General features: G+C 56.2%; 23 protein-coding genes. 15 read left to right on the top strand and 8 right to left on the bottom strand.

Features of this window, described 5'->3' with window-relative positions:
* Nucleotides 1–86: 86 nt before the first annotated feature.
* Nucleotides 87–482: a glycine cleavage system protein GcvH gene (gene gcvH / locus ACZF99_RS14570; protein WP_483605798.1), complete on the top strand. Its 396-nt coding sequence runs from the start codon at nucleotides 87–89 to the stop codon at nucleotides 480–482.
* Nucleotides 483–583: 101 nt separating this feature from the next.
* Here the strand turns inward: gcvH and mtnB are convergent, their stop codons facing one another.
* From mtnB to proB, 4 genes are all read right to left on the bottom strand, one after another.
* Nucleotides 584–1,258 (bottom strand): methylthioribulose 1-phosphate dehydratase, encoded by a 675-nt coding sequence (gene mtnB, locus ACZF99_RS14565; RefSeq protein ID WP_483605797.1) that lies wholly within the window; start codon nucleotides 1,256–1,258, stop codon nucleotides 584–586.
* A gap of 67 nt (nucleotides 1,259–1,325) precedes the next feature.
* Nucleotides 1,326–2,186: a pyrroline-5-carboxylate reductase gene (gene proC / locus ACZF99_RS14560; protein ID WP_483605796.1), complete on the bottom strand. Its 861-nt coding sequence runs from the start codon at nucleotides 2,184–2,186 to the stop codon at nucleotides 1,326–1,328.
* 47 nt (nucleotides 2,187–2,233) lie between these two features.
* The gene (locus ACZF99_RS14555) at nucleotides 2,234–3,481 is read right to left on the bottom strand and encodes a glutamate-5-semialdehyde dehydrogenase (RefSeq protein ID WP_483605795.1); all 1,248 of its coding nucleotides are present in this window, start codon (nucleotides 3,479–3,481) and stop codon (nucleotides 2,234–2,236) included.
* Between the two features lie 41 nt (nucleotides 3,482–3,522).
* Complete coding sequence (gene proB, locus ACZF99_RS14550) at nucleotides 3,523–4,629, bottom strand: glutamate 5-kinase (protein WP_483605794.1); 1,107 nt, start codon at nucleotides 4,627–4,629, stop codon at nucleotides 3,523–3,525.
* 442 nt (nucleotides 4,630–5,071) lie between these two features.
* Here proB and ACZF99_RS14545 point away from each other — a divergent pair, with 442 nt between their 5' ends.
* A complete protein-coding gene (locus ACZF99_RS14545) occupies nucleotides 5,072–5,872 on the top strand; it encodes a DUF4885 domain-containing protein (RefSeq protein WP_483605793.1) in 801 nt (266 codons plus the stop codon).
* A 128-nt stretch (nucleotides 5,873–6,000) separates the two neighbouring features.
* A complete protein-coding gene (locus tag ACZF99_RS14540) occupies nucleotides 6,001–6,813 on the top strand; it encodes a carbon-nitrogen family hydrolase (RefSeq protein WP_483605791.1) in 813 nt (270 codons plus the stop codon).
* Here ACZF99_RS14540 and ACZF99_RS14535 read toward each other — a convergent pair.
* Nucleotides 6,801–7,724 carry a LysR family transcriptional regulator gene (locus ACZF99_RS14535; protein WP_483605790.1) on the bottom strand — a complete coding sequence of 308 codons (924 nt, stop codon included), beginning with the start codon at nucleotides 7,722–7,724 and terminating at the stop codon, nucleotides 6,801–6,803. The genes ACZF99_RS14540 and ACZF99_RS14535 overlap by 13 nt on opposite strands.
* Nucleotides 7,725–7,900: 176 nt before the next feature.
* Here ACZF99_RS14535 and lepB point away from each other — a divergent pair, with 176 nt between their 5' ends.
* The gene (gene lepB, locus ACZF99_RS14530; RefSeq protein ID WP_483605789.1) at nucleotides 7,901–8,458 is read left to right on the top strand and encodes a signal peptidase I; all 558 of its coding nucleotides are present in this window, start codon (nucleotides 7,901–7,903) and stop codon (nucleotides 8,456–8,458) included.
* A gap of 68 nt (nucleotides 8,459–8,526) precedes the next feature.
* On the opposite strand, the gene ant(6) is transcribed toward lepB, so the two are convergent.
* On the bottom strand, nucleotides 8,527–9,384 hold the full coding sequence (gene ant(6), locus ACZF99_RS14525) for an aminoglycoside 6-adenylyltransferase (protein WP_483605788.1): 858 nt from the start codon (nucleotides 9,382–9,384) through the stop codon (nucleotides 8,527–8,529).
* Nucleotides 9,385–9,562: 178 nt separating this feature from the next.
* Between ant(6) and ACZF99_RS14520 the strand changes: the two genes are divergently transcribed.
* The 10 genes from ACZF99_RS14520 to ACZF99_RS14475 all read left to right on the top strand — a co-directional run bounded on the left by ACZF99_RS14520 (nucleotide 9,563) and on the right by ACZF99_RS14475 (nucleotide 21,627).
* Complete coding sequence (locus ACZF99_RS14520) at nucleotides 9,563–10,495, top strand: AEC family transporter (RefSeq protein WP_483605787.1); 933 nt, start codon at nucleotides 9,563–9,565, stop codon at nucleotides 10,493–10,495.
* A 205-nt stretch (nucleotides 10,496–10,700) separates the two neighbouring features.
* On the top strand, nucleotides 10,701–12,125 hold the full coding sequence (gene leuC, locus ACZF99_RS14515) for a 3-isopropylmalate dehydratase large subunit (RefSeq protein WP_483605786.1): 1,425 nt from the start codon (nucleotides 10,701–10,703) through the stop codon (nucleotides 12,123–12,125).
* Nucleotides 12,126–12,150: 25 nt separating this feature from the next.
* A complete protein-coding gene (gene leuD / locus ACZF99_RS14510) occupies nucleotides 12,151–12,750 on the top strand; it encodes a 3-isopropylmalate dehydratase small subunit (RefSeq protein WP_483605785.1) in 600 nt (199 codons plus the stop codon).
* A gap of 242 nt (nucleotides 12,751–12,992) precedes the next feature.
* The gene (locus tag ACZF99_RS14505; RefSeq protein ID WP_483605784.1) at nucleotides 12,993–14,519 is read left to right on the top strand and encodes an N-acetylmuramoyl-L-alanine amidase family protein; all 1,527 of its coding nucleotides are present in this window, start codon (nucleotides 12,993–12,995) and stop codon (nucleotides 14,517–14,519) included.
* 34 nt (nucleotides 14,520–14,553) lie between these two features.
* Entirely contained in the window at nucleotides 14,554–15,099 is a 546-nt protein-coding gene (locus ACZF99_RS14500) for a GerMN domain-containing protein (protein ID WP_483605783.1), read from the top strand.
* A gap of 571 nt (nucleotides 15,100–15,670) precedes the next feature.
* A complete protein-coding gene (locus ACZF99_RS14495) occupies nucleotides 15,671–17,125 on the top strand; it encodes an N-acetylmuramoyl-L-alanine amidase family protein (RefSeq protein WP_483605781.1) in 1,455 nt (484 codons plus the stop codon).
* Between the two features lie 25 nt (nucleotides 17,126–17,150).
* Entirely contained in the window at nucleotides 17,151–17,744 is a 594-nt protein-coding gene (locus ACZF99_RS14490; protein ID WP_483605780.1) for a GerMN domain-containing protein, read from the top strand.
* A 76-nt stretch (nucleotides 17,745–17,820) separates the two neighbouring features.
* Nucleotides 17,821–20,544 carry an S-layer homology domain-containing protein gene (locus ACZF99_RS14485; RefSeq protein WP_483605779.1) on the top strand — a complete coding sequence of 908 codons (2,724 nt, stop codon included), beginning with the start codon at nucleotides 17,821–17,823 and terminating at the stop codon, nucleotides 20,542–20,544.
* A gap of 99 nt (nucleotides 20,545–20,643) precedes the next feature.
* Nucleotides 20,644–21,333 carry an endonuclease III gene (gene nth / locus ACZF99_RS14480; RefSeq protein WP_483605778.1) on the top strand — a complete coding sequence of 230 codons (690 nt, stop codon included), beginning with the start codon at nucleotides 20,644–20,646 and terminating at the stop codon, nucleotides 21,331–21,333.
* A gap of 18 nt (nucleotides 21,334–21,351) precedes the next feature.
* A complete protein-coding gene (locus tag ACZF99_RS14475) occupies nucleotides 21,352–21,627 on the top strand; it encodes an NAD/NADP transhydrogenase alpha subunit (RefSeq protein WP_483605777.1) in 276 nt (91 codons plus the stop codon).
* Nucleotides 21,628–21,767: 140 nt separating this feature from the next.
* Here ACZF99_RS14475 and modB read toward each other — a convergent pair whose 3' ends face one another.
* Together modB and modA are read right to left on the bottom strand one after the other, a co-directional pair.
* Nucleotides 21,768–22,442, bottom strand: coding sequence for a molybdate ABC transporter permease subunit (modB, locus tag ACZF99_RS14470; RefSeq protein ID WP_483605776.1), 675 nt, complete (start codon nucleotides 22,440–22,442; stop codon nucleotides 21,768–21,770).
* Nucleotides 22,443–22,449: 7 nt separating this feature from the next.
* On the bottom strand, nucleotides 22,450–23,277 hold the full coding sequence (gene modA, locus ACZF99_RS14465; RefSeq protein ID WP_483605775.1) for a molybdate ABC transporter substrate-binding protein: 828 nt from the start codon (nucleotides 23,275–23,277) through the stop codon (nucleotides 22,450–22,452).
* A gap of 157 nt (nucleotides 23,278–23,434) precedes the next feature.
* Here modA and ACZF99_RS14460 point away from each other — a divergent pair, with 157 nt between their 5' ends.
* Nucleotides 23,435–24,421, top strand: a complete 987-nt coding sequence (locus tag ACZF99_RS14460; RefSeq protein ID WP_483612739.1) for a substrate-binding domain-containing protein — start codon at nucleotides 23,435–23,437, stop codon at nucleotides 24,419–24,421.
* Nucleotides 24,422–24,914 lie beyond the last annotated feature (493 nt).

The following is a 24,914-nucleotide window of genomic DNA, read 5'->3' as shown; positions in this document are numbered from 1 at the left end:
ATAATCTGAACGAAGAAACTTCAGGTTCGAGCATCGGCAAGGCAAGTAGGGGACGATAGATTATCCGGACAGAGGAGGAGCTAATCTTGGCCAGTGAGATCAGGGAAAACGTTTGGTACAGCGATGAGCATGAATGGGTGCTTGATTTGGGGGACGGGACGGTGAAAATCGGCATCTCCGACGTCGCCCAGCATCGTTTGGGCGATATCGTGTTCGTGGAGCTGCCCGATCCGGGGCAGGAGATCGAAGCGCAGGACGCCATCGGCACGATCGAATCCGTCAAGACGGTGGCCGATTTGTTTACGCCGGTCAGCGGGACCGTGCTGGCGGTCAACGGGGAGCTGGACACCGCGCCGGAGCTCGTGAATGAAGAGCCTTACGATGGAGGTTGGATGGTGCACATCCGGCTGAAGGAGGATCCGAACCTCGCGTTGGCAAATTTGATGGACTCTACAGCGTATGCGGAATTTATCGAGAGATAATCCGGTTTCATGCACATGAAAAAAAACTCGCGGCCAGCGTTAGCGCGAAAGGAGCGGATCAACGATCCGCCCAACCGCCTATCGCATGCCGCGAGTTGTCGTTATCGGGCATTGCGCCCATGGGGGGGCAACAGCAGGGAGCGGTACAGCGCTTCGAACATAAACTCCAGCGCTTCCAGATGCCGCTTGGCCTCCGCAACGCCGGAGCCCCAGGCATAAATCCCGTGGTTTCGGAGCAGCAACGCGGGAACGCGCGTATCCAGCCCACCCGATATTCGCTTGAGGATCGCAGGGAGTTCGGGATTCGGCAGGATCGGCACCCGAATTTCCGCATCCGTCTCCCAGATCTCCAAGCTTTTGAGCAGCTCGTTTCCCTTGAGAGGGACCCCGCCGTCCGCGCCGAAATATTCGCTAAGCACGTTATTGAACGCCGTATGGACGTGAACAATCGCGCCGCAGCCGGTCATCCGGTAAATTTTCGCGTGAATCGGCGTATCGGAGCAAGGCTTCAGCCGCGTCGGTTCGCAAGGCGCGCCGGCGGCATCGACGAACAGCACGCTTGCCGGAGCGGAAGGCTCCGCGGACAACTCCGACGTGTGCGTCTCGTCGCAAATAACGGCAAACACAAACCGGTCGGGCGTATAACTGCCGACCCGCACCGATAAGCTTCCGCTGGAAGCGGGAAACCAGCCGCGGGCCGCCAACACTTCCCGCACTCGGCTTAACGCGCCCAGCGCCGCTTGTTTCTCTTCCCATGGGATGTCGCCATAATTCATGCTCCCGTCCCCCTTTCGCACTGGCCTCAGGGCGGCCAGCCCCCCCTTGTTGGCCCAAGCGCTGCTGCTACAACAGCGCCTGTCTAACCGCTTCGCCCATTTCCTTCGAACGTTCGGCGGCCCGGTGGACCGCAGCCCGCACGTTCGGCTGGAAGCTGCCGGTTTCCAGCACGCCGATCGCGGCTTGCGTCGAACCGTTTGGCGAGGTGATATCCGCGCGCAGCTTGGTTGGCGCTTCGCCGGTTTCCGCCATCATCCGGGCGGCGCCCAGCACCGTCTGCACCGTGAGCTCGCGGGATTGCTCCGCGGTCAGGCCGCCTTCGATCCCCGCTTCGATCATCGCTTCCATCAGATAATAAACATATGCGGGTCCGCTCCCGGATACGCCCGTTAAGATTTCCATTTGCTCTTCGGGGATGACGCTAACCGTTCCGACGGCTTCAAACATCGACAACACCTGGGCGCGCTGTTCCCCGTTCGTTTCCGGCGAGAAGGAAATGCCGGTCGCGCCGTGCCCGATGGAACAGGAGGTGTTCGGCATCGTACGGGCCACGGCCGCCTTCGTGCCGAGCAGGGCCTGGATCGTGGCGATGGACAAGCCGGCGATCAGGGAGACGATCAGTTGGCCTTCGCGCAAGAGCGGCCCCAGGCCGGCCAGAGCTGCGCCGGCGTCCTTAGGTTTCATCGCCAGGACGATGATCGAGGCATCCCGCAGATAAATTCGCTTCGCATCGTCTTCGATCGCCGTTTGGACCCGGTAGGTTTGCGTTAAATATTCGAGCCGTTCCCGGTTGGAGCGGTTCAGCATGACAATTTGGCCGGCGTTAGCGACTTGCTTATGGAGCAATCCGCGCACGATGGCTTCGGCCATGGAGCCCGCTCCATAAAAACAGAGGGTGGAGGCGGCCAAAGTAGAGTTGGTTTGCATAGGGAATGACCTCCTGTTGAAGTGGTGAAAAAAAGGGGGACGGCCGGTTATTGCCGGATTTGCCCATTCCCCTGGATGATATATTTGCTCGACGTCAGCGCAGCCAGTCCCATCGGTCCCCGGGCATGCAGCTTCTGGGTGCTGATGCCGATCTCCGCGCCGAACCCGAATTCGAAACCGTCGGTAAAGCGGGTGGAGGCGTTATGGTATACGGCGGCGGCGTCCACTTCCTGCTGGAACCGTTCGGCATTGGCGCCGTCCCGGGTGACGATGCATTCGGAGTGCTTCGTGCCGAAACGGGCGATGTGCGCCGTGGCTTCGTCGAGACTGCGCACGATTTTGACATTAAGAATATAGTCGTTGTACTCCGTCGCGTAATCCTCGTCCGTGGCCGGCACCGCCCAAGGGATCAGCCGTCTGGCGGCCTCGCAGCCCCGCAGCTCGACGCCGGCGTCCTTGAACCGGCCGGCCAGCTCCGCCAGATGGCGTTCGGCGAAATCCTCATGGACCAGCAGCGTTTCCATCGAGTTGCAGACCGACGGGCGCTGCACTTTGGCATTTAAGGCGATGTCCGCGGCCATGGCGGGATCGGCCGAAGCGTCCAGGTACGTATGGCAGATGCCGGCGCCCGTCTCGATGACCGGCACCGTGGCGTTTTGCACGACCGTTTGAATCAGCGAGCTGCCGCCGCGCGGAATCACGACGTCGAGCAGCCCGTTCAGTTTAAGCATCTCGTCGACGGAGGAACGGCTGGGATCCTCAATCAGCTGTACGGCTTCAACAGGAACTTGGGTTGCCGCGAGCGCGCCGTGGATGATCTCCACGATTTTGCGGTTGGAGGACAAGGCGGAGGAGCCGCCGCGAAGCACCACGGCGTTGCCCGTTTTCAGGCATAGCCCCATCGCGTCGACCGTGACGTTCGGCCGGGCCTCGTAGACGATCCCGATGACACCGAGCGGGACGCGGCGTTTGACGATATGCAGTCCGTTCGGACGGTCGATCGTCTCCAGCACGTCCCCGACCGGATCCGGCAACCCGACGATTTGCCGCAGCCCTTCGGCGATAGCTTCAATCCGTTCCGGGGTTAAAGCCAGGCGATCGAGCATGGACGAGGATGTACCGTTGTCCCGCCCTCGCTGCAGGTCCTCCTCATTTGCGGCGAGAATGGCGGCGCTGCCGTTCACCAGCGCTTCGGCCGCCGCCAGCAGAGCTTCGTTTTTTTGCGCCGTCGTCAATCGGTTCAGCACGGCAACGGCGCCGCCGGCCCGCTCGGCTTTTTGTCTCACTTCACTCATACGTATACCTCCTTGATTTCCGCTATGGAATGGGTTTGATTTTAGGCTTTCAGCGAAATCCATTCGTCCCGGTGAATGACTTCCAGGCGATGGATGCTGTCGATTTTTTGGACGACCTCGGTGCTGGGGAGCCCGAGGATACCGTGGAGCTGCTCCGCGTCATAATTAACGATGCCACGCCCCAGTACCTCGCCGCCGGCGTTGACGACTTCAACGACGTCGCCGGTATGAAAATGCCCGGTCGCGGCTTTGACGCCGACCGGAAGCAGGCTTCGCCCGCCGCGAATCAAGGCGTCTTCGGCACCGGCATCGACCGTCAGCGTTCCGATCGGGGTGGAGAAGAAGCCCAGCCATTGCTTCTTCCGCGGCAGCGCCGCACCTTGGGCCTCGAAATAGGTGCCCCGTCCGTCGCCGCGCAAAGCGGCCAGCAGATCGCCGGGCGAGTCGACCTTGCCGACGAAGACGGGGACGCCTCCGAGCGAGGCGATTTTGGCGGCGTCGATCTTCGAGCGCATGCCGCCCGTGCCGACGGCGGAACCGGCCCCGCCGGCGATCGCGTAGATCTCGCCGGAAATTTCCGTTACCCGGCCGATCCGGGTCGCTTCCGGATCCAGGCGCGGATCCTTGGTATACAGACCGTCCAAATCGGTGAGGATCAGCAGGTGATCGGCCCGAATGAGGTTAGCGACGAGAGCGGACAACGTGTCGTTGTCGCCGAATTTCAATTCATCCAGCGACACGGTGTCGTTCTCGTTAATGATCGGCAGCACGTTTCGCTTTAATAGCTCCTCGATCGCCATGCTGGCGTTGCCCGTCCGCTTGCGGTTCTGAAAGTCGGATCGGGTCAGCAGCACCTGGGCGGCGGAAACCCCGTGCAGAGCCAGCTCTTCGCGATAAGTTTGCATCAGCAGCGCTTGACCGACGGCGGCCGAAGCCTGCTTCTCATGAAGAAGCTTCGGCCGTTCGGGGTAGCCGATTTCGCGGAACCCGGCGGCAACGGCGCCGGAGGTCACGAGCAGCGGCTGATATCCGGCCCGGATCAGCCCGGCCAATTCGGCCGCGAAATAGGCGAGCGCCCCCCGGTTTAATTCTCCTTCCGACGATGTCAGCGAACTGCTGCCGATTTTGACGACGATGCGTCGCAGCATGGGGATCACTCCTCGAACGATAGATAAAATAAAAAAACTTTCGCCTTTGCACGCAAAGGACGAAAGTTTGACTTCCGCGGTACCACCTTTATTGATGAGAAGAATCCCATCCAACTTGAATACCCGGTAACAGGGGGCGCTGTCCGGCTTGTTCGGCCGGCCGCTCGGGGGTAGGGTTCGGAAAGGGCTGGCATGTAAATTCTTTCAGCCGATGGAATTTACTCTCTGTGGCGCCGCGTTTCTTTCGTACTGGTCCCGTCTTCGCGTTTTACGTGTGTCCGATTGAGTATGATTACTGTAAGAATACCATCGTCCCCTCGTTTTTGCAAAAGAAAAAAGCGAGAAAGACAACCGCTCCCGGGCGGCCGTCCGGCCGACGGTAAAACAAATTCCTTCAATTACCGATATAAACCTTAAAACTCACCTTACGAAAGGAGCCGTTATGAATATTAACAGCAGGGTGGATTATACGCTTTTTGCCAAACGGTTGAGGGAAACTTCCTACGGAACATCTTCCCCGCGGGCCAAGGAGTCCGCGCGGGCGGCCACCGTCCCGAAAGACGCGGTAACCATCAGCGCGGAAGCCCAAGAAGCGCAAAAAAACTCGCCATCGTTAAGATCGCAAATGAATGGCGTTCAATTTGAGATTTACAATCTTTACCTGGATAGACAGCGCTTGAACAGCCAGATCGAACAGACGCTGAGCGAACACGGTATACCACGGAACGAGCAAGAAAACCTGACCTTCCGCGTCGGCGGCGACAATCGCATAACGGTTGAGGGGGCGTCCGATGCGCAAACCAAAGCGCGGATCGAAGCAGCGCTGAACGAGAGCGACAAAAGGTTTGGAGCGCGCCTGTTAAGCCATGGGGAATTGGTGGCCGAACAAAACGGGACATCCATCAATAAAGCGGCTTATGAAAAATGGCATGTCAACGAGTTTTTGCAAACCTTAACCGGACTATCGTTGGCGGATGTCGGCCTCAATGAGGCCGGAGAATTCGTCGGCGGTAACGATAAGCTGGACCAGGTGATCAAGGCGGCTGCCCAACCGCAAACCGACTTGGAAAACAGCTTCCGCAATATGCTGGAAAAACTGAAAAACGTGCTGCGAAAAGGTCCGGACACGATCCCGACCGTTCCGCGATTTTCGGTTACTCCGGCGGATCGCTGGTGGACCTGGACGTTGCGAAAGGGTTTTCCCCAAAGCAGTTGGCTGACTGGCTTGAAGATCCTTTTCTAAAGCGTGTATTGCTGGAGGACTGACGCCGCTGAATTGTCCAATTCTCCCTTCCGCCCGATGACGCGTATTGCTTCCCGTTAACGAGCGGGCTATCATATCTGATAGGTTGCTTCGGAGGAGTGGGTGATATGGCGGAGCGAAAGCAAGGAAAAATGCAAGTCGCCCTGATTCAGGGCGAGATCAGGCTTGGGAAACCGGAGGAAAATTTCAAACAGATGCGGGCTTTGCTTGAGCAGGCCGTTTCGGAACATCCGGACTTGGATCTGGCGGTGCTCCCGGAGATGTGGAACACGGGTTACGCGTTGGACCGGATTCATGAATTGGCCGACCCTGAGGGCGGCGCGGCGCGGGAGTGGCTGTCGGCGTTTGCCGCGGAGCGCCGCATCCAGATTGTCGGCGGTTCCATCGCCGAGAAGCGGGACGGGAACATTTACAACGCCATGTATGTGTTTGACCGGGAGGGAAGAGAGGCGGCGCGTTACGCCAAAATCCATCTGTTCCGGTTGATGGATGAGCAGAAGTACGTGGCGCCCGGAGAACGGAACGTCGTCTTTGAACTGAACGGCACGAAAGCCGGGGCGGCGATCTGCTACGATATCCGCTTCCCGGAGCTGGCCCGGACGTTGGCGCTTCAGGGCGCCAAGCTTTTGATCGTCCCCGCGCAATGGCCGCATCCCCGGATGCATCACTGGCGCACGCTGCTGATGGCCCGGGCGATCGAAAACCAAATGTACGTGCTTGCCTGCAATCGGACCGGCCGGAGCGGTAACGACGTTTTCTTCGGGCACTCGATGATCATTGATCCGTGGGGCGAAGTTATTGCGGAGGGCGGAGAAGGAGAGGCGATCGTCACCGGGGCCGTCGACCCGTCACTCGTCGATGAGGTTCGCGGCCGCATTCCCGTTTTTTCCGACCGTCGCCCGGACCGCTACGAATGGTAAGCGCGCTCGCGCAGCTCCATCGTCGCTTTGAACGTTTCAATAAAAGCTTCCGCGGCTTTGGACAAATAACGGCCTTTGCGGTAGGCGATCACGAGCGTCCGGCTCGGGACGGGTTGGGCCAGCGGCAAATACGCCGGGATCAGCTCGCTGCGCTTGGCCCGGGCGATAAATCGCGGAACGAGTGTAATGCCCATGCCGGCCGCAACCAGCGATTGTACGGTTTCAATATTGTTGCTTTCGAATACGACGTTGGGTTCGAACCCGGCGCTCCGGCACAGCTCGACGGTCAGCTTACGGAACCCCTGGCCTTTTTTGAGCACGATAAACGGTTCAGCCTGAAGCTGTGCCAGTTCGACGCCCCGCTCCTGGACGCCGGGAATTTCCGTCAGCGGGTGGTTTGGCGGAACCGCCAAATCGATGATCTCTTCGCCGATCGGCACATAGGAGAGCGTCGGCTCCTGCAGCGGCAGCGAAAGCAGGCTAAGATCGGTGCCGCCGCCGGCCGTGAGCTTCTCCAGATTCAATGACGTATCCTCCAGCAGGGTCACTTGGATATCCGGATAACTCTCCTTGAACGCCGGAAGCACGTAGGGCAGCAGGTGGGAACCGGTAATCGGCATGCTGCCGACCACGACGCGGCCGGCGCGCAGTTGGGAGATGTCGTCCATCTCCTGCCGGAGCTGGGCGACGGCGTCCATGATTTTTTGCGCGTGCGCGATAAAGCTGGCTCCGGCGTAGGTGAGCTCGACCGTGCTCGTGTTGCGCTGAAACAGCTTTACCCCGAGCTCCCGCTCCAGCTTGGACAATTGCTGGCTCAGCGACGGCTGGGCGATGTGGAGCTTGTCGGCGGCGCGAGAGAAGTTTTTTTCCTCGGCGATTTGCAAGGTGTATTGAAGCTGGCGAAGTTCCATAGCATTAACCCCTTTGTTTCTTATAAGAAAAACCTATAAATAAACTATATCATATAGGGCGGAATAATTCATCGATGGTTTAAAAAGGGTGAAAATGGGAGGAGCTGCCAAATTTGTCTTCCTGCATCGGTACCCGTTATAATAGAGTCAAACATCAAGTTGGTGGAGGTTTTCGCTTGAAACGGAAAAGATGGTGGAAAGAAATCGGCGGCTGGGGTTTCTCGATCGCCCTCGGGTTTGTGCTTAGCATGATCATCGGCATTTTTATCATTCAACCTTATAAAGTGGACGGGCATTCGATGGAACCGACATTAAACGATAACCAGCGGATTTATGCCTGGAAGTTTGCGCATGTGCTGGAGAAGCTGCCGGCCTACGGCGACATCGTCATTATCGACAGCCGTGTTGACCGGAGCCGCACGTTTTGGGACGACGTGAAGGAGCATCCGATCATCACCTGGCTGTCCGGAGAAGAGGCCGATATCTTTTACGTCAAACGGGTAATCGGCTTGCCCGGGGACACGATCGAAGTGAAGGACGGGCAAGTGTTCCGCAACGGGGAGCCATTGCAGGAGCCTTACATCAAGGAGCAGATGGACGCCGGAGCGGCTCAGGTTTGGCAAGTTCCGGATCAACACGTGTTCGTGATGGGGGACAACCGGAACAACAGCAACGACAGCCGCAACATCGGGCCGGTCCCGCTCGATCATGTGATGGGCGTCGATTCGTTCTAAATCTCGTTTGTTGTTATATCCTGGATGCAAACGCAAACCGCCTAGTTGGTTCATAGGCGGTTTGTTTTTTACCGCTCAAGGGAGCGATAGATATTTTCCGTGTAGTTGGTGATGGCCTCGTCATAATCCGGATAGCGGGTTCCGAGGTGTTTCGCCAGGGTCTTTGCATAAGTTCTGAATAACGCATGGCAAGCGAACAAGGACCGCCACATTTCCGGATAGCCGTGTTCGGCATAGGTAGACAGCAAGGCCTCCCATTCTTCGGGCGGCAGGTAGCGATCGATAAACTTATAATTTTTCCCGACGCTGAAGTCATACCCTCGCTCCGATCCGATATGCCAAGCCATCATTCTCAACAAATTCGGACGCACAATCTCGTTCAAATGATCGATGGCAAAAAGAATCTCCTTTCGCGCCAAACCTTTTGCGACGTAAGTCGAAGCCATCCAGAACTCATTGCAGCAATCGTCAAACGCTCTGGCGGTCGGCTTCTTTATCCAATATTGCCGGTCGCTTGCGGCCACTTCCCGGCCGATTCGCGCATCCTTATCGAGCAAGACCTTCACCAAGCCGTCGCTGCCCGCAAAATAATCCTCCAGCTCATTTAAGGGGATGAGCGTAAGGTCCAGTTTGTTTCCATCCTCGAAAAGAATCAAATAAGAGAACCAATTGCCCAATTCCGGCGGAAAAAGCTCCATATCTTCGGGTTTTTGCATCATCAGGCGGCGGCCAAAGCCGTCGATCCACCGATCGTTTTCCTTGAAGGAATCCAAATCCGTCACGAAAAAGGAAATGTCGTAATCCTGGAACGCATCGCGAGGAATCCTGTCGTTCGTGCGCGATCCTTCCAAAGTGACCAAGCGGATTCGCTCCTCATTCCTTGCGAAATCCAAAATAAGACTCATCATTTCTTGTTCGTTTCTCATGCCGATCCCCCTCCGTTTTTCGCCTCTTTCTTGCTGTAAACCATTCTGCGCCGCGTGTTCGAACTCCTTTATCAAGATATAGGCAAAGGCTATCAACGGTATTGCTTTCCGGTCTTGGACGATGCGATGAAACAGGGGGTAAAATAGAGGGCAGCAAAAAGAGAGGGAGGTTACGGCCATGCTGCAAACCGTATTGTCCACGCTGCTCCAGGTCATCGTGCCGTTGTCGGTCCCGGTCGCCGCCGGCGCGTTATTGGCGCGGTTCCGCGCCTGGGACACGAAGCCCTTGCTGACGTTGTACCTGTACGTGTTAAGTCCGGCGATCATTTTCGACACGCTCCGCAACGCCCAAATGACTTCGGATGAACTATACAACACCATCGCTTTCTCCCTGGTGAATCTGCTGCTGATGTGGGGCGTGGCCAAGGCGGCGGCGTTCATCGGCTGGCTGGAGCAGTCGGAAGCCGCCGGCATGACGCTGATCTCGACCTTGACCAACAGCGCGAACTACGGGTTGCCGCTCGTGCTGCTTGCCTTCGGCCAACTGGGGTTGGATAAAGCCTCGGTGTACGTGATTACGCAAATGATCCTCGTCAATACGGTCGGCGTGTATTTCGCCGCAAGGTCCAGCTTTTCCGTCAAAAGCGCGGTCAAATCCGTATTCGCTTTACCGGCGATTTATGCGGCGGCATTGGCTGTGTTTCTGAAAGTCGCCGGGCTGCACCTGGCCGCCGAGCTGGAGCAGGGCATTTCCATGGTGGCGGACGCTTATTCGCCGGTCGTGCTGACGATCTTGGGCGCCCAAATGACCAAGGTCGGACGTCCGGACGCCAAGCGGGCGAGACCGACGGCAGTATGGATGGGGCTGGCGGTTCGTCTGGCCATAGCGCCGATCATGGCCTACGCGGCCTTGAAGCTGCTGGGGATTACGGGCACGCTGTTTTCCGTCCTGTTCATCCTGGCGTCGATGCCGGTCGCGGTCAACGCCGTTGTGCTGGCCGAACGCTTTGATGCTTCACCCGGCCTGGTGTCCCGATGCATCGTTTGGACGACGCTCGCTTCGTTTCTTGCGCTTCCGGCGATGCTGGTGCTCGTCCAGGCAATTCATTAAACCGGCGAACAGAATCAACATCGGATTCAGATACGCGGGTATTGCTCGATTTATAGGATAAACCTATCGCCATTATAGTTATTATATCTTGGAACAATTAACGTGAAAATGTTATATTGAATTCAATATTCAAGGCTGGGGGAAGCGGACAATCGCGCACCTGCGCCTTGAGATTTGTACGAATCCTTGTGTGGGGTGAATAAATATGAGCAGCAAAAAGACAATGTACGAGAAAATTTGGGATCATCACGTAATCCATCAAGAGGAAGGCAAGCCTAGCATTCTCTATATCGATTTGCACCTTGTGCATGAGGTGACGTCTCCGCAGGCATTTGAGGGACTTCGTCTCAGCGGCCGCAAGGTACGCCGTCCGGAACTGACTTTCGCTACGATGGACCATAACGTTCCGACCAAAGACCGCTACAACATTTCGGACCCGATCTCCAAGCAGCAGATCGACACGCTGTCTAAGAACTGCCGCGATTTTGGCGTCACCTTATACGATCTGGATACGATCGATCAAGGCGTTGTGCACGTCATGGGGCCGGAGTTGGGACTTACGCATCCGGGCAAAACGATCGTTTGCGGCGACAGCCACACCTCCACGCACGGTGCGTTCGGCGCGCTTGCTTTCGGGATCGGTACGAGTGAAGTCGAGCACGTCCTGGCAACCCAATGCCTCCAGCAAGCGAAAGCGAAAACGTTGGAAGTCCGCTTTGTCGGCAAACGTAAACCGGGCGTGACCGCAAAGGATATGATCCTCGGCGTGATCGCTAAGTACGGCACCGACTTCGCTACCGGCTATGTTATTGAGTACACGGGTGAAGCGATCCGCGAGCTGACGATGGAAGAGCGGATGACCGTCTGCAACATGTCGATCGAAGCCGGGGCGAGAGCGGGCTTGATCGCGCCGGACGAAACGACGTTCAACTATTTGCGCGGCCGCGAGCACGTGCCGCAAGGCGCGGCGTTCGAACAGGCGGTAGCCGAATGGAAGAGCCTGACCTCCGATGAAGGCGCGGTTTACGATCGTGTCGTAGAATTCGACGTCGATTCGTTGATTCCGCAGGTCACCTGGGGGACCAGCCCGGGGATGGGCGCGGGAATCGACGGAACGGTGCCGAATCCGGCGGACTTCGCGACCGACAACGAACGGAAGGCCGCCGAAAAAGCGCTGGAATACATGGACTTGAAGCCAGGCACCCCGATGACGGAGATCGCCGTCGACTATGTCTTTATCGGTTCCTGCACAAACGGCCGGATCGAAGACCTGCGCGCAGCGGCGGAAATCGCCAAGGGCTACCAGGTGTCGGATAAAGTAACGGCGATTGTCGTTCCGGGTTCGGGCCGCGTGAAGCTGCAAGCGGAAAAAGAAGGCCTCGACAAGGTGTTTAAGGAAGCGGGCTTCGAATGGCGCGACGCGGGCTGCAGCATGTGTCTCGCGATGAATCCCGACGTCCTGCAGCCGGGACAGCGGTGCGCCTCCACTTCGAACCGCAACTTCGAAGGACGGCAAGGGCGCGGCGGCAGAACGCATTTGGTTTCCCCGGCCATGGCGGCTGCGGCGGCGATTAAGGGTCATTTCGTCGACGTGCGCGAGTGGGAAATCAAAAGCGAAGTCCTGAGCTAATCAAGGGAAAAGGGGAGAATCGACGATGGAAGCATTTGTGAAACATACCGGTATCGTGGGTCCGGTGGACCGCGTGAACGTCGATACCGATGCGATTATACCGAAGCAATTTTTGAAGCGGATCGAACGGTCCGGGTTTGGCCAGTTCTTGTTCTATGAATGGCGGTTCGATACGGAAGGGAACGTCAATCCCGAGTTCGAATTGAACAAACCGCGATACGCCGGCGCGTCCGTCCTCATTTCGCGCGTAAACTTCGGATGCGGCTCCTCGCGGGAGCATGCGCCGTGGGCGATTCTGGATTACGGGTTCCGCTGCGTGATCGCGCCGTCCTTTGCGGATATTTTCTACAACAACTGCTTTAAGAACGGCATTTTGCCGATCAAGCTGTCCGAAGAACAGGTCGAGGAGCTGTTCGTGCGGACGGCAGCCCATGAAGGCTATAAGCTGACGGTTGATCTGGAGCAGAAGACGATCACCGACGAGTACGGCTTGAACTTGAGTTTCGATCTGGATGAGCATCGCCGCCAGTTTTTGCTGCAAGGCTTGGACGATATCGGTTTGACCCTTCAGCACGAGGATTTGATTGCGGCTTACGAGAAGAAGAAGTTTGCGCATTTGGCTTAAACCGCCTGAGATTGGCGGGAGTCCCGGTTGCGAGAGGCAGCCGGGGCTTTTTTGTCTCTCTTTTTGTCAATCTATGAAAATAGAAGTCTATCAACGCCGCGTTTTTTCTGATATTATGGAAGTAATTAGCAGTGTATTGGGAATGTTGGCGTTTACAGAGTCCGCTGGACCGCAAAGCGGGGCGTATCCGCCCATGAAATTCTTGATTCGGCAAAATACGAGGGTGGGGTAGGGATTAACGAATGAAGAAGCTCGGCTTGATGATGTTTATGTTGGTTGGCTTGCTGATTTTTCCGGGATTGGCGAAAGATGCCTACGCGGCCTCGTCGGGAACCTCCGGAACGCATATTATACTCGACGGTCAGGAGTTGCAGCAGCCTGCCGGCGTCCAGGCGGGAATTGTAGGAGGCAATGTCATGGTGCCGCTGCGCGTGGTTGCCGAGGGGATGGGTTACCAGGTCGTATGGGAGAAGAAGGGCGGGACGATCACCATCTCGCAGGAGGGAACGGAGCTTAAGCTGACGCTCGGTCAAAATACGGCTTCCGTCGGTGACCAGGCGGTCAAGCTCAATGGCGCTCCATTTCTGCAGGGAGATTCAACGCTCGTGCCGCTTCGGTTCGTCGGAGAACAGATGGGCATGCAGGTCAGTTGGGACAATGCGACCAAGTCCGCGTATTTAACCAGCCCTGCGGGAGGTTCCGCGGGCGGTGTCGTTCCGGGAACGGGAAGCCCGGCTCCCGGGCAGGAAACCCCGGTATCCGTTCCGGAAGAGCAGCCGGCGGCGGGGAATGACGATACATACTTGCCGGGGTCCGCGACGACCGGGAACCAAGCCGAGACCCCCAATGCGCTGATCCAGGGTATCAGCTTCAGCGAAAATCGCTTGATGTTTGCCGTTTCCGGCAGCGTGACGCCTAACGTATTTAAGATGAGCGGTCCCGATCGGATCGTCATCGATATTCCTAACGCCGATTTTGCCCCGACCTTTGGGGAGGTTCATCCGCTGGATACCAGTCGGATGGGTCAATTTGCGGTAAGCGATTATCCGGACGTATCCCAGATCCGTTATTCGCTATTCAGCACGGTACCGTCTACCGTGCGGATCGTGATCGACTTGAATCGGAACGCGGAGTTCACGGTAACCAATCTTGACGACGGCCTGGTGACCGTCGATTTGGCGCCGGGAGCGGCATCGCTAGACGGCCAAACGGGGAGTGCGGGAAGCGGCGGCAAGAAGATCGTCGTCATCGATCCTGGCCATGGCGGCACGGCCCCGGGAGCGACCAGCGTAACGAAGAAGCCGGAGAAAGATTTTACGCTTGCCGTCGGCTTGAAAGTGGAAGCGCTGCTGAAACAGGAGCCGGGCATTGAACTGGTGATGACCCGCACGGACGACGCCACATTGTCTTTAGCGGAGCGGGCCCAAATCGCCAATGACGCAAACGCCGATATTTTTGTGTCCATTCACGGCAACAGCATCGATCCGCCGCTTAATCCGACCGGGACGGAGACGCATTATACCCGAAAGGAGAGCTTGGCGCTGGCCCAGGTGATGCACCGCCATCTTGTGGCGGCAACCGGTCTCAAGGACCGGGAAGTAAGGCAAAGCAACTACCACGTCACCCGGGAGACCAAGATGCCGGCCGTTCTTCTCGAGGTAGGGTATCTCAGCAACAAGAACGACGAGTCCCTCATGTGGACCGAAGAGTTCCAGCAGCGTGTCGCCAGCGGCATCGTCGCGGGTATTAAGGAATATTTGGGGCTGTAATGAAGATGGAGACGAACTTTAGGGGGGAGACGGCTTGAGAAGATTAGGATATATTTTGACGTTGATCGCCCTGCTTGGTCTCGCGGCAGGCTGCGGAGATAAACCGGCATCTTCGCCGGAAGACGGCGCGGTTCAGGGAGCGGGAGGCGGCGGGAACGGTTCCGAAGAGGTCCGGCATACTCCCGAGTCCAGTAATCAGACGATCAAGGTCTATTTTACGGATGACGATGTCATGGATCTGCAGGAGAAAACGCGCGAGATCGAGGTTTCCGCGGAGCATTCCAAATATGAAGGAGCGTTCAAAGCTTTGCAAACGGCGGACAGCGGGTTGGCTTCCCTGTGGCAGAACGTTGTGCTGAACAGCGTTTCCTTCTCCGAAGCGAACGGACAGCTGGCGATCGATATCAGCTTGCCGGACGAAGCCCGCTTGGGCGCCGGCGGGGAATCGTTGGCCATCGAAGCGCTGAAGAAAACGATGTTCCAATTTGACGAGGTCAAACAAATCGAGCTGACTTTGGATGGGGAGCAGGTCGAATCGCTGATGGGCCACGTCGACCTGGAGCATCCGATGAGCCGTTAGCTGTTGAATAGAAGAGCGCGGGGAGGCCGCCGTGGGGGGGAGACCACACGATAGATTGCTGAAGCTGATTCATCGGGATAATGAACAAAAGAGCGCTGGGAAATGGAAATGTAACGGTGAGGACGGAATTTGTAACGGACCGGAGAACCGTTATCCCGTCATTTCCTGAGTATTTCCCTAAGCTACGGACCCCAATGGCGTTATTTAGCCCTGTCAGCAGGATTCGGAGCAATATCGAAGCAGATAAGGTCATCTCGGTCCGTTACAGAATAGGTTGCCGGAAGCTACAGCGATTAACGTCGCTCAGGTCCGTTGCTAGCTTTGAAGATTTGCCGGGCTATTTTTTGCTCGAAATCGAGAAGGTGCACCCCGCTAGGGTGTGCCTTTTCCGTTTTCAGGGAACCCAGGATTGTCGTAGGAAGCTCTGGCAAAAGTTAAGCAGAAAAATGCCATAATTTCGCAACTTTCCAGGGCTTCTGGCGTCTAATATGTCGTCTGGTGATGTCGAAATGCAGGTGTGAAAACTCATCGGTCATCATGAGGCAAAATTCTAGGATGGTAGGGGTGACGGATGAAGAAAAAAGGTTTGGCGGCGCTCATGTTCGCCTGGATGCTGCTGATCGTGATGGCGCAAACAGGACACGCTGCGCCGGGCAGTACGAGTATTTATTTGGACGGGAAAGCGCTCGCTTTGCCCAAAAATGGACAAGTCCAGAATGTGAACGGAAATGTGATGATTCCAATTCGTGTCGTCGCGGAGGAGCTGGGTTTTGACGTCAACTGGGAGAAAAAGACGGGCACGGTAACCATAAAGCAATCGGATACAACGCTTATTCTCAACGTCAATAAAACGACCGCTTCCGTAAACGGCAGCGAGGTCAAACTGCCGATCGCGCCGAGGCTTGCCGAGGACACGACGCTCGTGCCGATGCGTTTCGTCGGGGAACAGATGGGGTTGCAGGTGTCTTGGGACAATCCGGCTAAAGCTGCTTATTTGACGACGCCAAACTCCGGCAGCGGAAGCGGCAATGCCGGCAATGCTGGCAATGTTGGATCCGGCACAGGTACGGAAGGACCGCAACCGGGAACGGTTGTGCCGCCAGCGGATACCGCCGACTTGGCCAAAGTTACCGGGATCGCGTTTAGCAACAACAGCCTAATGATTGCGATCGATAAGAGCGTGACACCGAACATTTTTACGATGAGCGGTCCGGAACGGCTCGTGATCGATCTTCCGCAAGCGCAATTTGCCGACATGTTGGCGGGTGGAGCGCCGCTCGACGCCAACAAGAGCGGAGCCATTGAAGTAACGGATTATCCCGATGTCTCCAAAGTCAGATATGCGCTGTTCAGCAGCAATCCATCGACCGTACGGGTCGTGTTGGATTTGAATTATAAGGTCAATTATCAGTTGGTCAACGAAAACGACGGGCTGATCATCGTTACTTTGAACGTGGATGGGGGCCAGGGCGGAACCTCCGGCGGCGACGGAACGAAAACGGTCGTGCTGGACGCCGGTCATGGAGGCAGCGATCCGGGCGCGATCAGCGTAACGAAGAACAAGGAAAAAGACTTCAACCTTGCGGTGGTTCTGAAAGTTCAGGAGCTGTTGCAGAACGATCCCAACATCAATTTGGTGCTGACGCGGGATAGCGATACTTATCCAACATTGCCGGAGCGGGTGAAAATCGCCGAAAATGCGGGCGCGGACATCTTTATTTCCGTCCACGCGAACTCCGGTTCCGCCACCGCCAGCGGCGTGGAAACCTATTACACTCGGGCGGCCAGCTTGGATCTGGCCAAGGTGATGCATAAGCATATGGTCCAAGCCTCCGGCTTGCCCGATCGCAATGTTCGCACGCAAAGTCTGCACGTGACCCGGGAAACGACCATGCCGGCCGTGCTGCTGGAATGCGGGTACTTAAGCAACAAGAGCGACGATGCGCTGCTGGCAACCGACGAGTACCGCAGCAAAGTTGCCCAAGGCATCGTTGACGGCATCAAAGAATATTTCGGCCTTCAGTGATTGCCGGGCGAAGGAGGAAGAAACCGTGAACAGAAAAAGCTATATCTTGGGAGTTTTGGTTCTTCTGCTCGCCTTGAGCAGCGGCTGCGGGCAAAAACCGCAGACCGCTCCGGACGCCGGAGCGGAGAACGCCGAGGCAAACCAGGAGAACGTGCTGCCTCCGAACGCGGCTTCGCCGCAGGAGGAGGATTCGTCGCAAGGAGCGGGAGAGATGAATCCGCCGCCGCAGATTACGGAAACGATCGAGACGTATTATACCGACGATCAGATGTTGGAGTTAACCAAAGCAAGCCGCGGGATCACTTATCAAGCGGAGGAGGACAAATATTTGGCGGCCCTTAAAGCGCTGCAAACCCCAAGTAGCGCCAAGCAGTTCTCCCTGTGGGGCAAAGCCGAGTTTCGTTCCGCCGATTTGAAGGACGGAACGGTCACCGTCGACTTGTCGCTCCCCGATGAAGCGCGCCTTGGCGCAGGCGGGGAAGCGCTGGCTCTCGATGCTTTGAAAAACACCCTGTTCCAATTCGACGAGGTGCAAGCGATCGAGTTGCGGGTCGATGGAACTCCCGTCGATACCTTGATGGGGCATGTCGAACTGACGCATCCGTTGTCAAGAAATTAAGGAATCGGGGAGGAACTCGACCGTCCGCCGTCGAAAGGATATATGGAGATCTTTTATAGTAGAAAGGAAGAATTGGATGGCATCCTATAAACGCACGTTTAAACGCAGTACCCAAAGAGCGGTATCCGCCATGCTGGTTACGGCCATGTGTTTGGGCGGAACAACGGCGGCATTCGCCGAGGAAACGCCGAACGTAAACCCCTCGCAAAATGTCGCGACGGTAGCTTTGTTCAGTGATGTACAGAACGGATTTTGGGCGGAGAAACATATCTACAAACTGGCGGCCGAAGGGATTATCCTCGGCGATGCAGGAAAATTCCGGCCGGGCGATAGTGTGACCCAGCAGGAAGCGATTACGATGGCCATCCGGTTCATGAACCTGGATTCCCAGTTGGGCAGCGGTTCCGACGCTCCGGCGGATCTCAAGGTCGGCAATTATTTTAAACCTTATTTGGAACTGGCGCTGTCGAAGAAATTGATCGACAAGAATGAAGAGATCGCCGCCACGAAGGAAGGGGAAGCGTGGGGCGAGAAGAAGGCTTCGCGGGAATGGGTCGCCAAAATTCTCGTGCGTTCCCTTGGCAAAGATGCGGAAGCCAAAGCCTCGGCCTCCATGTCGACCGGGTTTGCCGATCAATCGAGCATTTCGGCGAATGCGCGCGGTTATGTAAATGTCGCGGTTCAGCTGAACCTGACCAAAGGGGTTGAAGGCAATCGCTTTGATCCGCTCGGCAAAGTAACGCGGGCCCAGATGGCTACCTTCTTAAGCCGCGGCGGCGAATACGTAAATCCGGGTTACGCCAACGTCTACGAGGGGATCGTGACCGAGCTGACGGACAACAAGCTGACGTTGTATACGAACGGCCAGATGAAGAGCTTTACGTTGGACAATCGGTCCGTCTATTTTACGAAGGATTCCGAATCGAGAGCCTCAAAGAGCGCTTTGAAGCTGTATACGAAAGTGCTGGCCGTGGATAAGGTAGGCTCGGCCGCTTATGTGGAAGTGACCGATCCGAATCAGCAGTTGGAACGTTCGGAAGGAACGATACTATGGAACCCGGGAAATAATCAATTGCTGGTGTTAGTAAATAACACTCCGGTGACCTTGAACTATGATAGTAACACATCTTTTGTCGATCAGTACGGGAATGCCATCAAGGTCGGCGATCTTACGCCGGATAGTACGGTAGTGATCCAGCGCGAAACGTTTACTGCCGAGAAAAAGCCGGTGATCGTACAACTGCAATCCGTGGGGAATGTATCCGGCAGCGGTACGGTTTCCAAAGTGGACCTCACCGGGAAAACCGTCACGATCAAAGTCGCCAACGGCAGTGAAGAAACATTCAAGTTTGATGATAAGACGATTTTGCTGTATCAAAATCAACGGTTAAATCAAATGGGTGAAGTGAATACCGGGGCTTCCGTAAACTATTCGGTCAAGAACGGTGTCCTGGCTTCCCTGGAAGTCACTCAAGCAACGGAGCGCACGGTGACCGGTACGCTGCTGAGTCTCACGGGCGACACGCTGCTCAGCTATACGAACGCCAGCGGACGCGATGAAATCAAACGATTGGCCAAAGATGTTGTCGTACAAATCAACGGCATCGCCGAGGCGCACCTGGAGGATTTGATCACCGACGAAAACGGCGGGGACAAGGTCGAGTTGACATTAAACCCCGACGACGAAGTAACGAAAATCGTTGTCACCGGACGGCAGTCCGAGCAGTTGGCGAGCGCTACCGTGCTCAACTATGACGCCAAAACCAAGGCGCTCACCGTAATCGATGCCGCTGAAAAACCGTATGTATTCGTCATCGACGAAAAGACGAAATACACCTATAACACGACGGCGCCAACTCTGTCCGGTCTGGAGGCGCTGCTGTCCAAAGGACGCAGAGTCGATCTGACGGTGGTAGGCTCGCGCGTGGTCAATTTGGAAGTGACTTACAAGTATGAAGGTACTTACGTGTCGACGAATACCACGACGAAGAAAGTCACGATCCTGCTGGGCAACGGCAAAACCGTGGAAATCCCTTATCAAGGAATTACCCCATCGATTAGCATCTATGGGAAAGCTAGCGCCTCGCTGTCTGATATCAAAGCCGGAGATCCGGTGACCGCCATGCTGACGGCGAATCAGGACGCACTGCAAACGTTGGCGGTGAAGACTTCCATCCAGTTCGAAATCGTGTCGGTAGATACGTCCAGAAGTCGGATTCGGGCAACGGCAGACGGAGTTTCTAGAGACTTCTATGTTGACCAGGCATTATTGTTCGGCGAAAACGGCGGAGCGATCAAAGTCGGCGACCTGAAGGCCGGACAGACGATCAACGTTACGTTCAACGGGCAAACGGCCGTCTCGCTGCAAGTCGTGAAGCTGACGTTGGGTAAGATTCAAAGCGTAGACGGAACGATATTAACGGTGAAATCCTTCACCGGTACCGAGGAGACTTTTTCGCTGGCAAGCGGCGTGAAGGTACAGCGGGGAACCGAAGTCAGCACGAGCACCGCTTCGCTGACGACAAGCGATCGCGTTGAAGTTCGCAAGGATACCGGAGGAACGGTCGTCGTCAAAGTGCTGACCTCGCAGGAGCGCAAGTTATCCCGGTACGACGGGGTAAGCAAAGAGATTATCGTATATCGGTCCAGTACGTCGGATACCAATTACCGATTTGCGGTAACGGCGGACACATATATTCACCAAGGCGACACGACAATATCCGTGCAATCGCTCCAGATTAATGATAAAATTGTTTTGTATTTCAACGGGGACAAGCTGGTTGAAATCGAAAAGCAATAATCATTTTTCGTGAGATCAACCGTCTTGATGCGGGATGTTTCCCGGATCAGGACGGTTTTTTCGCGGATAAAACCGATCTCCAGAGAAAGGGGTGGAGACATGAAGGCAGCAGAGGCCCGCCATATTTTGGATACCATCGGTGCCATGTTTCCGGATGCGCGCTGCGAGTTGAACCACGAGAACGCCTTCGAACTTACGATTGCCGTGCTCCTGTCCGCACAGTGCACCGACGCGACCGTGAATAAAGTCACGGCCGACTTGTTCCGGAAGTACAAAACTCCCGAAGATTACGTTTCGGTGCCGCTGGAGGAACTGGAACAGGATATCCGCAAAATCGGTTTGTTTCGCAGCAAAGCGAAGCATATTCAAAATTTATGCCGGATTTTGCTGGAGCGGTACGGCGGCGAGGTGCCTCGGGAACATGAGCGTCTGGTCGAGCTTCCCGGCGTCGGGCGCAAAACGGCAAACGTCGTAGTTTCGAACGCCTTCGGCGTGCCGGCCATCGCGGTGGACACGCATGTGGAGCGCGTCAGCAAACGACTGGGGTTGGCCGGATGGAACGATTCCGTGCTTGAGGTGGAGAAGAAGCTCATGAAGCGGGTTCCGAAAGAAGAGTGGACATTAACGCATCATCGCCTCATTTTTTTCGGAAGGTACCACTGCAAGGCGCAAAATCCGCAATGTGAGGTTTGCCCGCTGCTCGACGTATGCCGCGAAGGCAAAAAACGTATGAAAACGCCGCAAGTCAGAAAAAATAAGAGAAGTGCGGCAAAAAAAGATAATGAATAGGTGAGGATGAGAGACCCCATGAGATGCATTTCTGTGTATACCGATAATTTTGAACAATTTTCGGATGTGTTTGAGCAAGTGATCGGCCTGCAACTGGGCGAAAACGACGAGCGCGAAGTCGAAGGTTTGGTCGTCAGCAACTCCGGCGAGGTGCCCGAGCATTATCTGGAGCGGATGTCCGCAAAACCGGAGGTCGTTGTGATGAAGGACAAAACCAGAGGCATTACGATTTTGCAGCATGGCAAAGTTTTTGAAATTTTGCTGCCGGCGGAAACGGCGGAAGTGGTCGGTTAAGCGGGGCGAAATCCCATAAGCATATGCGAAATAGAATCCCCTCCAAGGATTTGTGCAGATTTGCACGCCTCCCCGGAGGGGGTTTTTTGCGTTAGAGTACGATTAAAACTCCCCGCCAAGCGTCTTGCCTGACGGGGAGTTTAGTCGTTTTTCAAGCGGGAGGAGATCAACAGCAGACCAAAGGACAGCAGAATGGTGCAGCCCGTCAGCGCCCAGGCCAGCGGCAGGTTTCCGGCGTCGACGGCAAAATAAATCGCCGTCGGGATCGTTTGCGTTCGGCCGGGGATGTTGCCGGCAATCATCATTGTCGCCCCGAATTCGCCGAGCGCACGGGCGAAACCAAGAATAAACGCCGCTTGCAGGGAGCGGGAGGCGAGGGGCAGCACAATATACCGCAGCACCTGCCATTCGCCGGCGCCTTGCGAGCGGGCCGCGTCTTTCAGCTCCGGATCCACCGCATAAAAGCCGGACTTCAGCGTTTGATAGATCAGCGGGAAGCTGACGACGGCCGCGGCAACCACCGCGCCGAGCGGCCGGAACACGAAGCTTAGGTGAAACAGGGTTTCTGCGGCTTGTCCGATCCAGCCGTTCTTTCCCAGCACCACAAGCAAAACAAAACCAACTACGCTTGGCGGCAGCACGAGCGGCAGGAGAAAGACCGTCTCCACCAGCGTTTTTCCGTAGAAGGAAGCGGCGGACACCCGCCATGCCGCCAGCAGTCCCGCCATAAAAGCGATGACGGTAGCGGCGATGGACACCTGCATTGACAATACGACCGGCTCCCAGAATGGGTCCGGAATCATTTGTCCGCTCATAAGCCCTTCACTCCGCCGGGGTGAATCCGTATTTGCTGAACACCTGCCGGGCCTGGTCGCTCCACAAGAAATCATAGAAAGCCTTGGCTTCGCGCGGATGGGCGCTGTTCTTCAAGACGCCGACCGGATATTCGATCGGATCATGGCTTCCGGGTTCCGCACTCAAGGCCACTTCGACCTTATCGGAAAGGGCGGCGTCGGTTTTGTACACGAACCCGGCGTCGACGTTTCCGGTTTCGACGTAGGACAGCACCTGCTTGACGTCTTTTGTCAGCACCAGCTTGGACTGCAGGCTGTCCCACAGCTTATGGAAAGCAAGGGTTTGCTGCGCGTATTTCCCGGCCGGTACGGATTCGGGCGTGCCGATGGCGATGTCGCCGAGATTTGCCAGATCCTCGATCTTGTCAATCTCTATTGAACCGTCTTGCGGAACGACCAGCACCAGTTCGTTAGTGAGCAGGTTTGCCGTCAACTGGTTGTCCACGAGTCCCTTGTCGATCAAGGCCTCCATTTGTTTGGTCCCGGCGGACAGGAACAGGTCGGCCGGGGCGCCTTGTTCGATTTGCTGTTGGAGCGTGCCGGAGGCGGCGTAGTTGAAGGTCAGCTTGATATTGCCGTGTTCGGCTTCGTACAGGCTCTTAAGCTCATCCAAACTTTCGGTCAAGCTGGCGGCGGCGGAGACCAGCAGTTCGACTTGCTCCGCCGCTTCGGGTTCATTTCCGGCCGTTGCCGATGAAGGGCTGGTTCCCGTCTCCTTGCTGCCGCATCCGGCGGAGAGGAGCAGGATGAAGGCGAATAAAGCCGTCCATATGGGCCGTTTTCGATTTTTCGGCATGGGTAATCCTCCTGGATATATCTAATTATAACTAGATTATACGAAACATAACGACTTGCATAGATGCGTAAGGGACATTCCATTGAAAAAAAGGGAAATCCCCGGTAAGATGAGTCTAGTTGCATGAACTATGGCGAAACGGATGAAGGAGAGAGACATGACCGAACCGATCTCTTATACGGCGGAGGAAATCGCCAAGCTGTTGAAGGTATCCAAGTTAACCGTCTACGATCTGATCAAAAAAGGGGAACTTCCCGCTTACCGGGTCGGCAAACAGATGAGGGTGGACTCCACCGACCTGGAAGCCTATAAGCAAAAGGCCAAAGGCGGAACTAAGCCTTCCGCCGCCGGAATGCCGGTATTCCAGGTCCCTTATGCCGTGCCGGCTCGTCCGGATGGCGACGGAGGTGAAACGAGGGAAGGCGCAAGGACGCTGGTGATTACCGGCCAGGACCCGGGGCTCGACCTTTTGGCCAAAGCGTTGGAATCCCAGGGCCGCTCGTACCGGCCGCTGCGTTCCTTCGCCAGCAGCATGGACAGCTTGGTAGCGATGTACAACGGCGCGGCCGATATCGTCAGCACGCATCTGTATGACGGGGACTCGGGGGAATACAATTTGCCGTATATCCGCAAACTGTTCATTTCTCTCCCTTATATGGTGCTGAATTTTGCGGCGCGCAGGGCCGGTTTTTACGTCAAGCAGGGCAATCCGCTGGGCATTCGGTCCTGGGAGGATCTGGCGCGGCCCGGGATTCGGTTGATCAACCGCGAGAAAGGCTCGGGCGCCCGAGTGCTGCTTGACGAACAATTGCGCAAGCATGGGATTGCCCCCGCTTCCATCAGCGGGTATGCCCAGGAGGAAACCTCGCATATGGGGCTCGGGGGGCGGATTGCCTTGGGCCAGGCGGACGTCGGCGTCGGCAGCGAACGGCCGGCCCGGATCGCCGGTCTCGATTTTGTTCCGCTTACCCTTGAGCGAGTGGATCTCGTCGTGCTGAACAAACCGGAAAACCGCGAGTGGATCGCCAAGCTCCGCGAGGCGCTGGAATCGTCCGAGCTGCGCGAGGTGCTGGCGTCTTTGGGCGATTACGACCTGTCGCTCACCGGGCAGGTGCTGGCGGATCGGGAGTCGGGGTTGTATTAGTATTGTAAGGAACACAGGCCGCAAGCGGGCCGAACCGCCTCTCCCGGGAGACGGTTTTTTTAATGGCTTCAGCCGGTTGAGCGCGAGTAACTTGCCTAACTAAGAAAGGGGGATTGTGCGCTGTGCAGGACCTAGGAGAACGATCCGGAAAGAATATTCGAAAATAGCGCTATAAACCTCCTCTATTTCCATTAGCGTTGCATGAAGATTCATACGAATCCACAAAGAAAGCAGTGGATGCTGGGGCGGCGGGGAAATTAACGGCAGGAGTGCAGCTATTTAGCGGATTAGATGAAGATGTGGGAAAATAACTGCATCTGCGCACTTATTATGATGATGTCATGCCATTCGGCTCCTGCTTGCTAGTGAGGTAAGGGAATAGGCATGATTCCATCTGCCAAGCTGAAGCTGATAGATATGACTTTCGCTTTCGCACAAGCTTAGCAACGCTTGGGTACCTAAGTTGACGGGCTGGACGTGCGGCGAGAAGAGG

It is taken from the genome of Paenibacillus sp. JL3B1040 (assembly GCF_057063165.1).
Note: the sequence above shows the minus strand (reverse complement) of the source record. Positions and strands in the feature narration are given on the sequence as shown.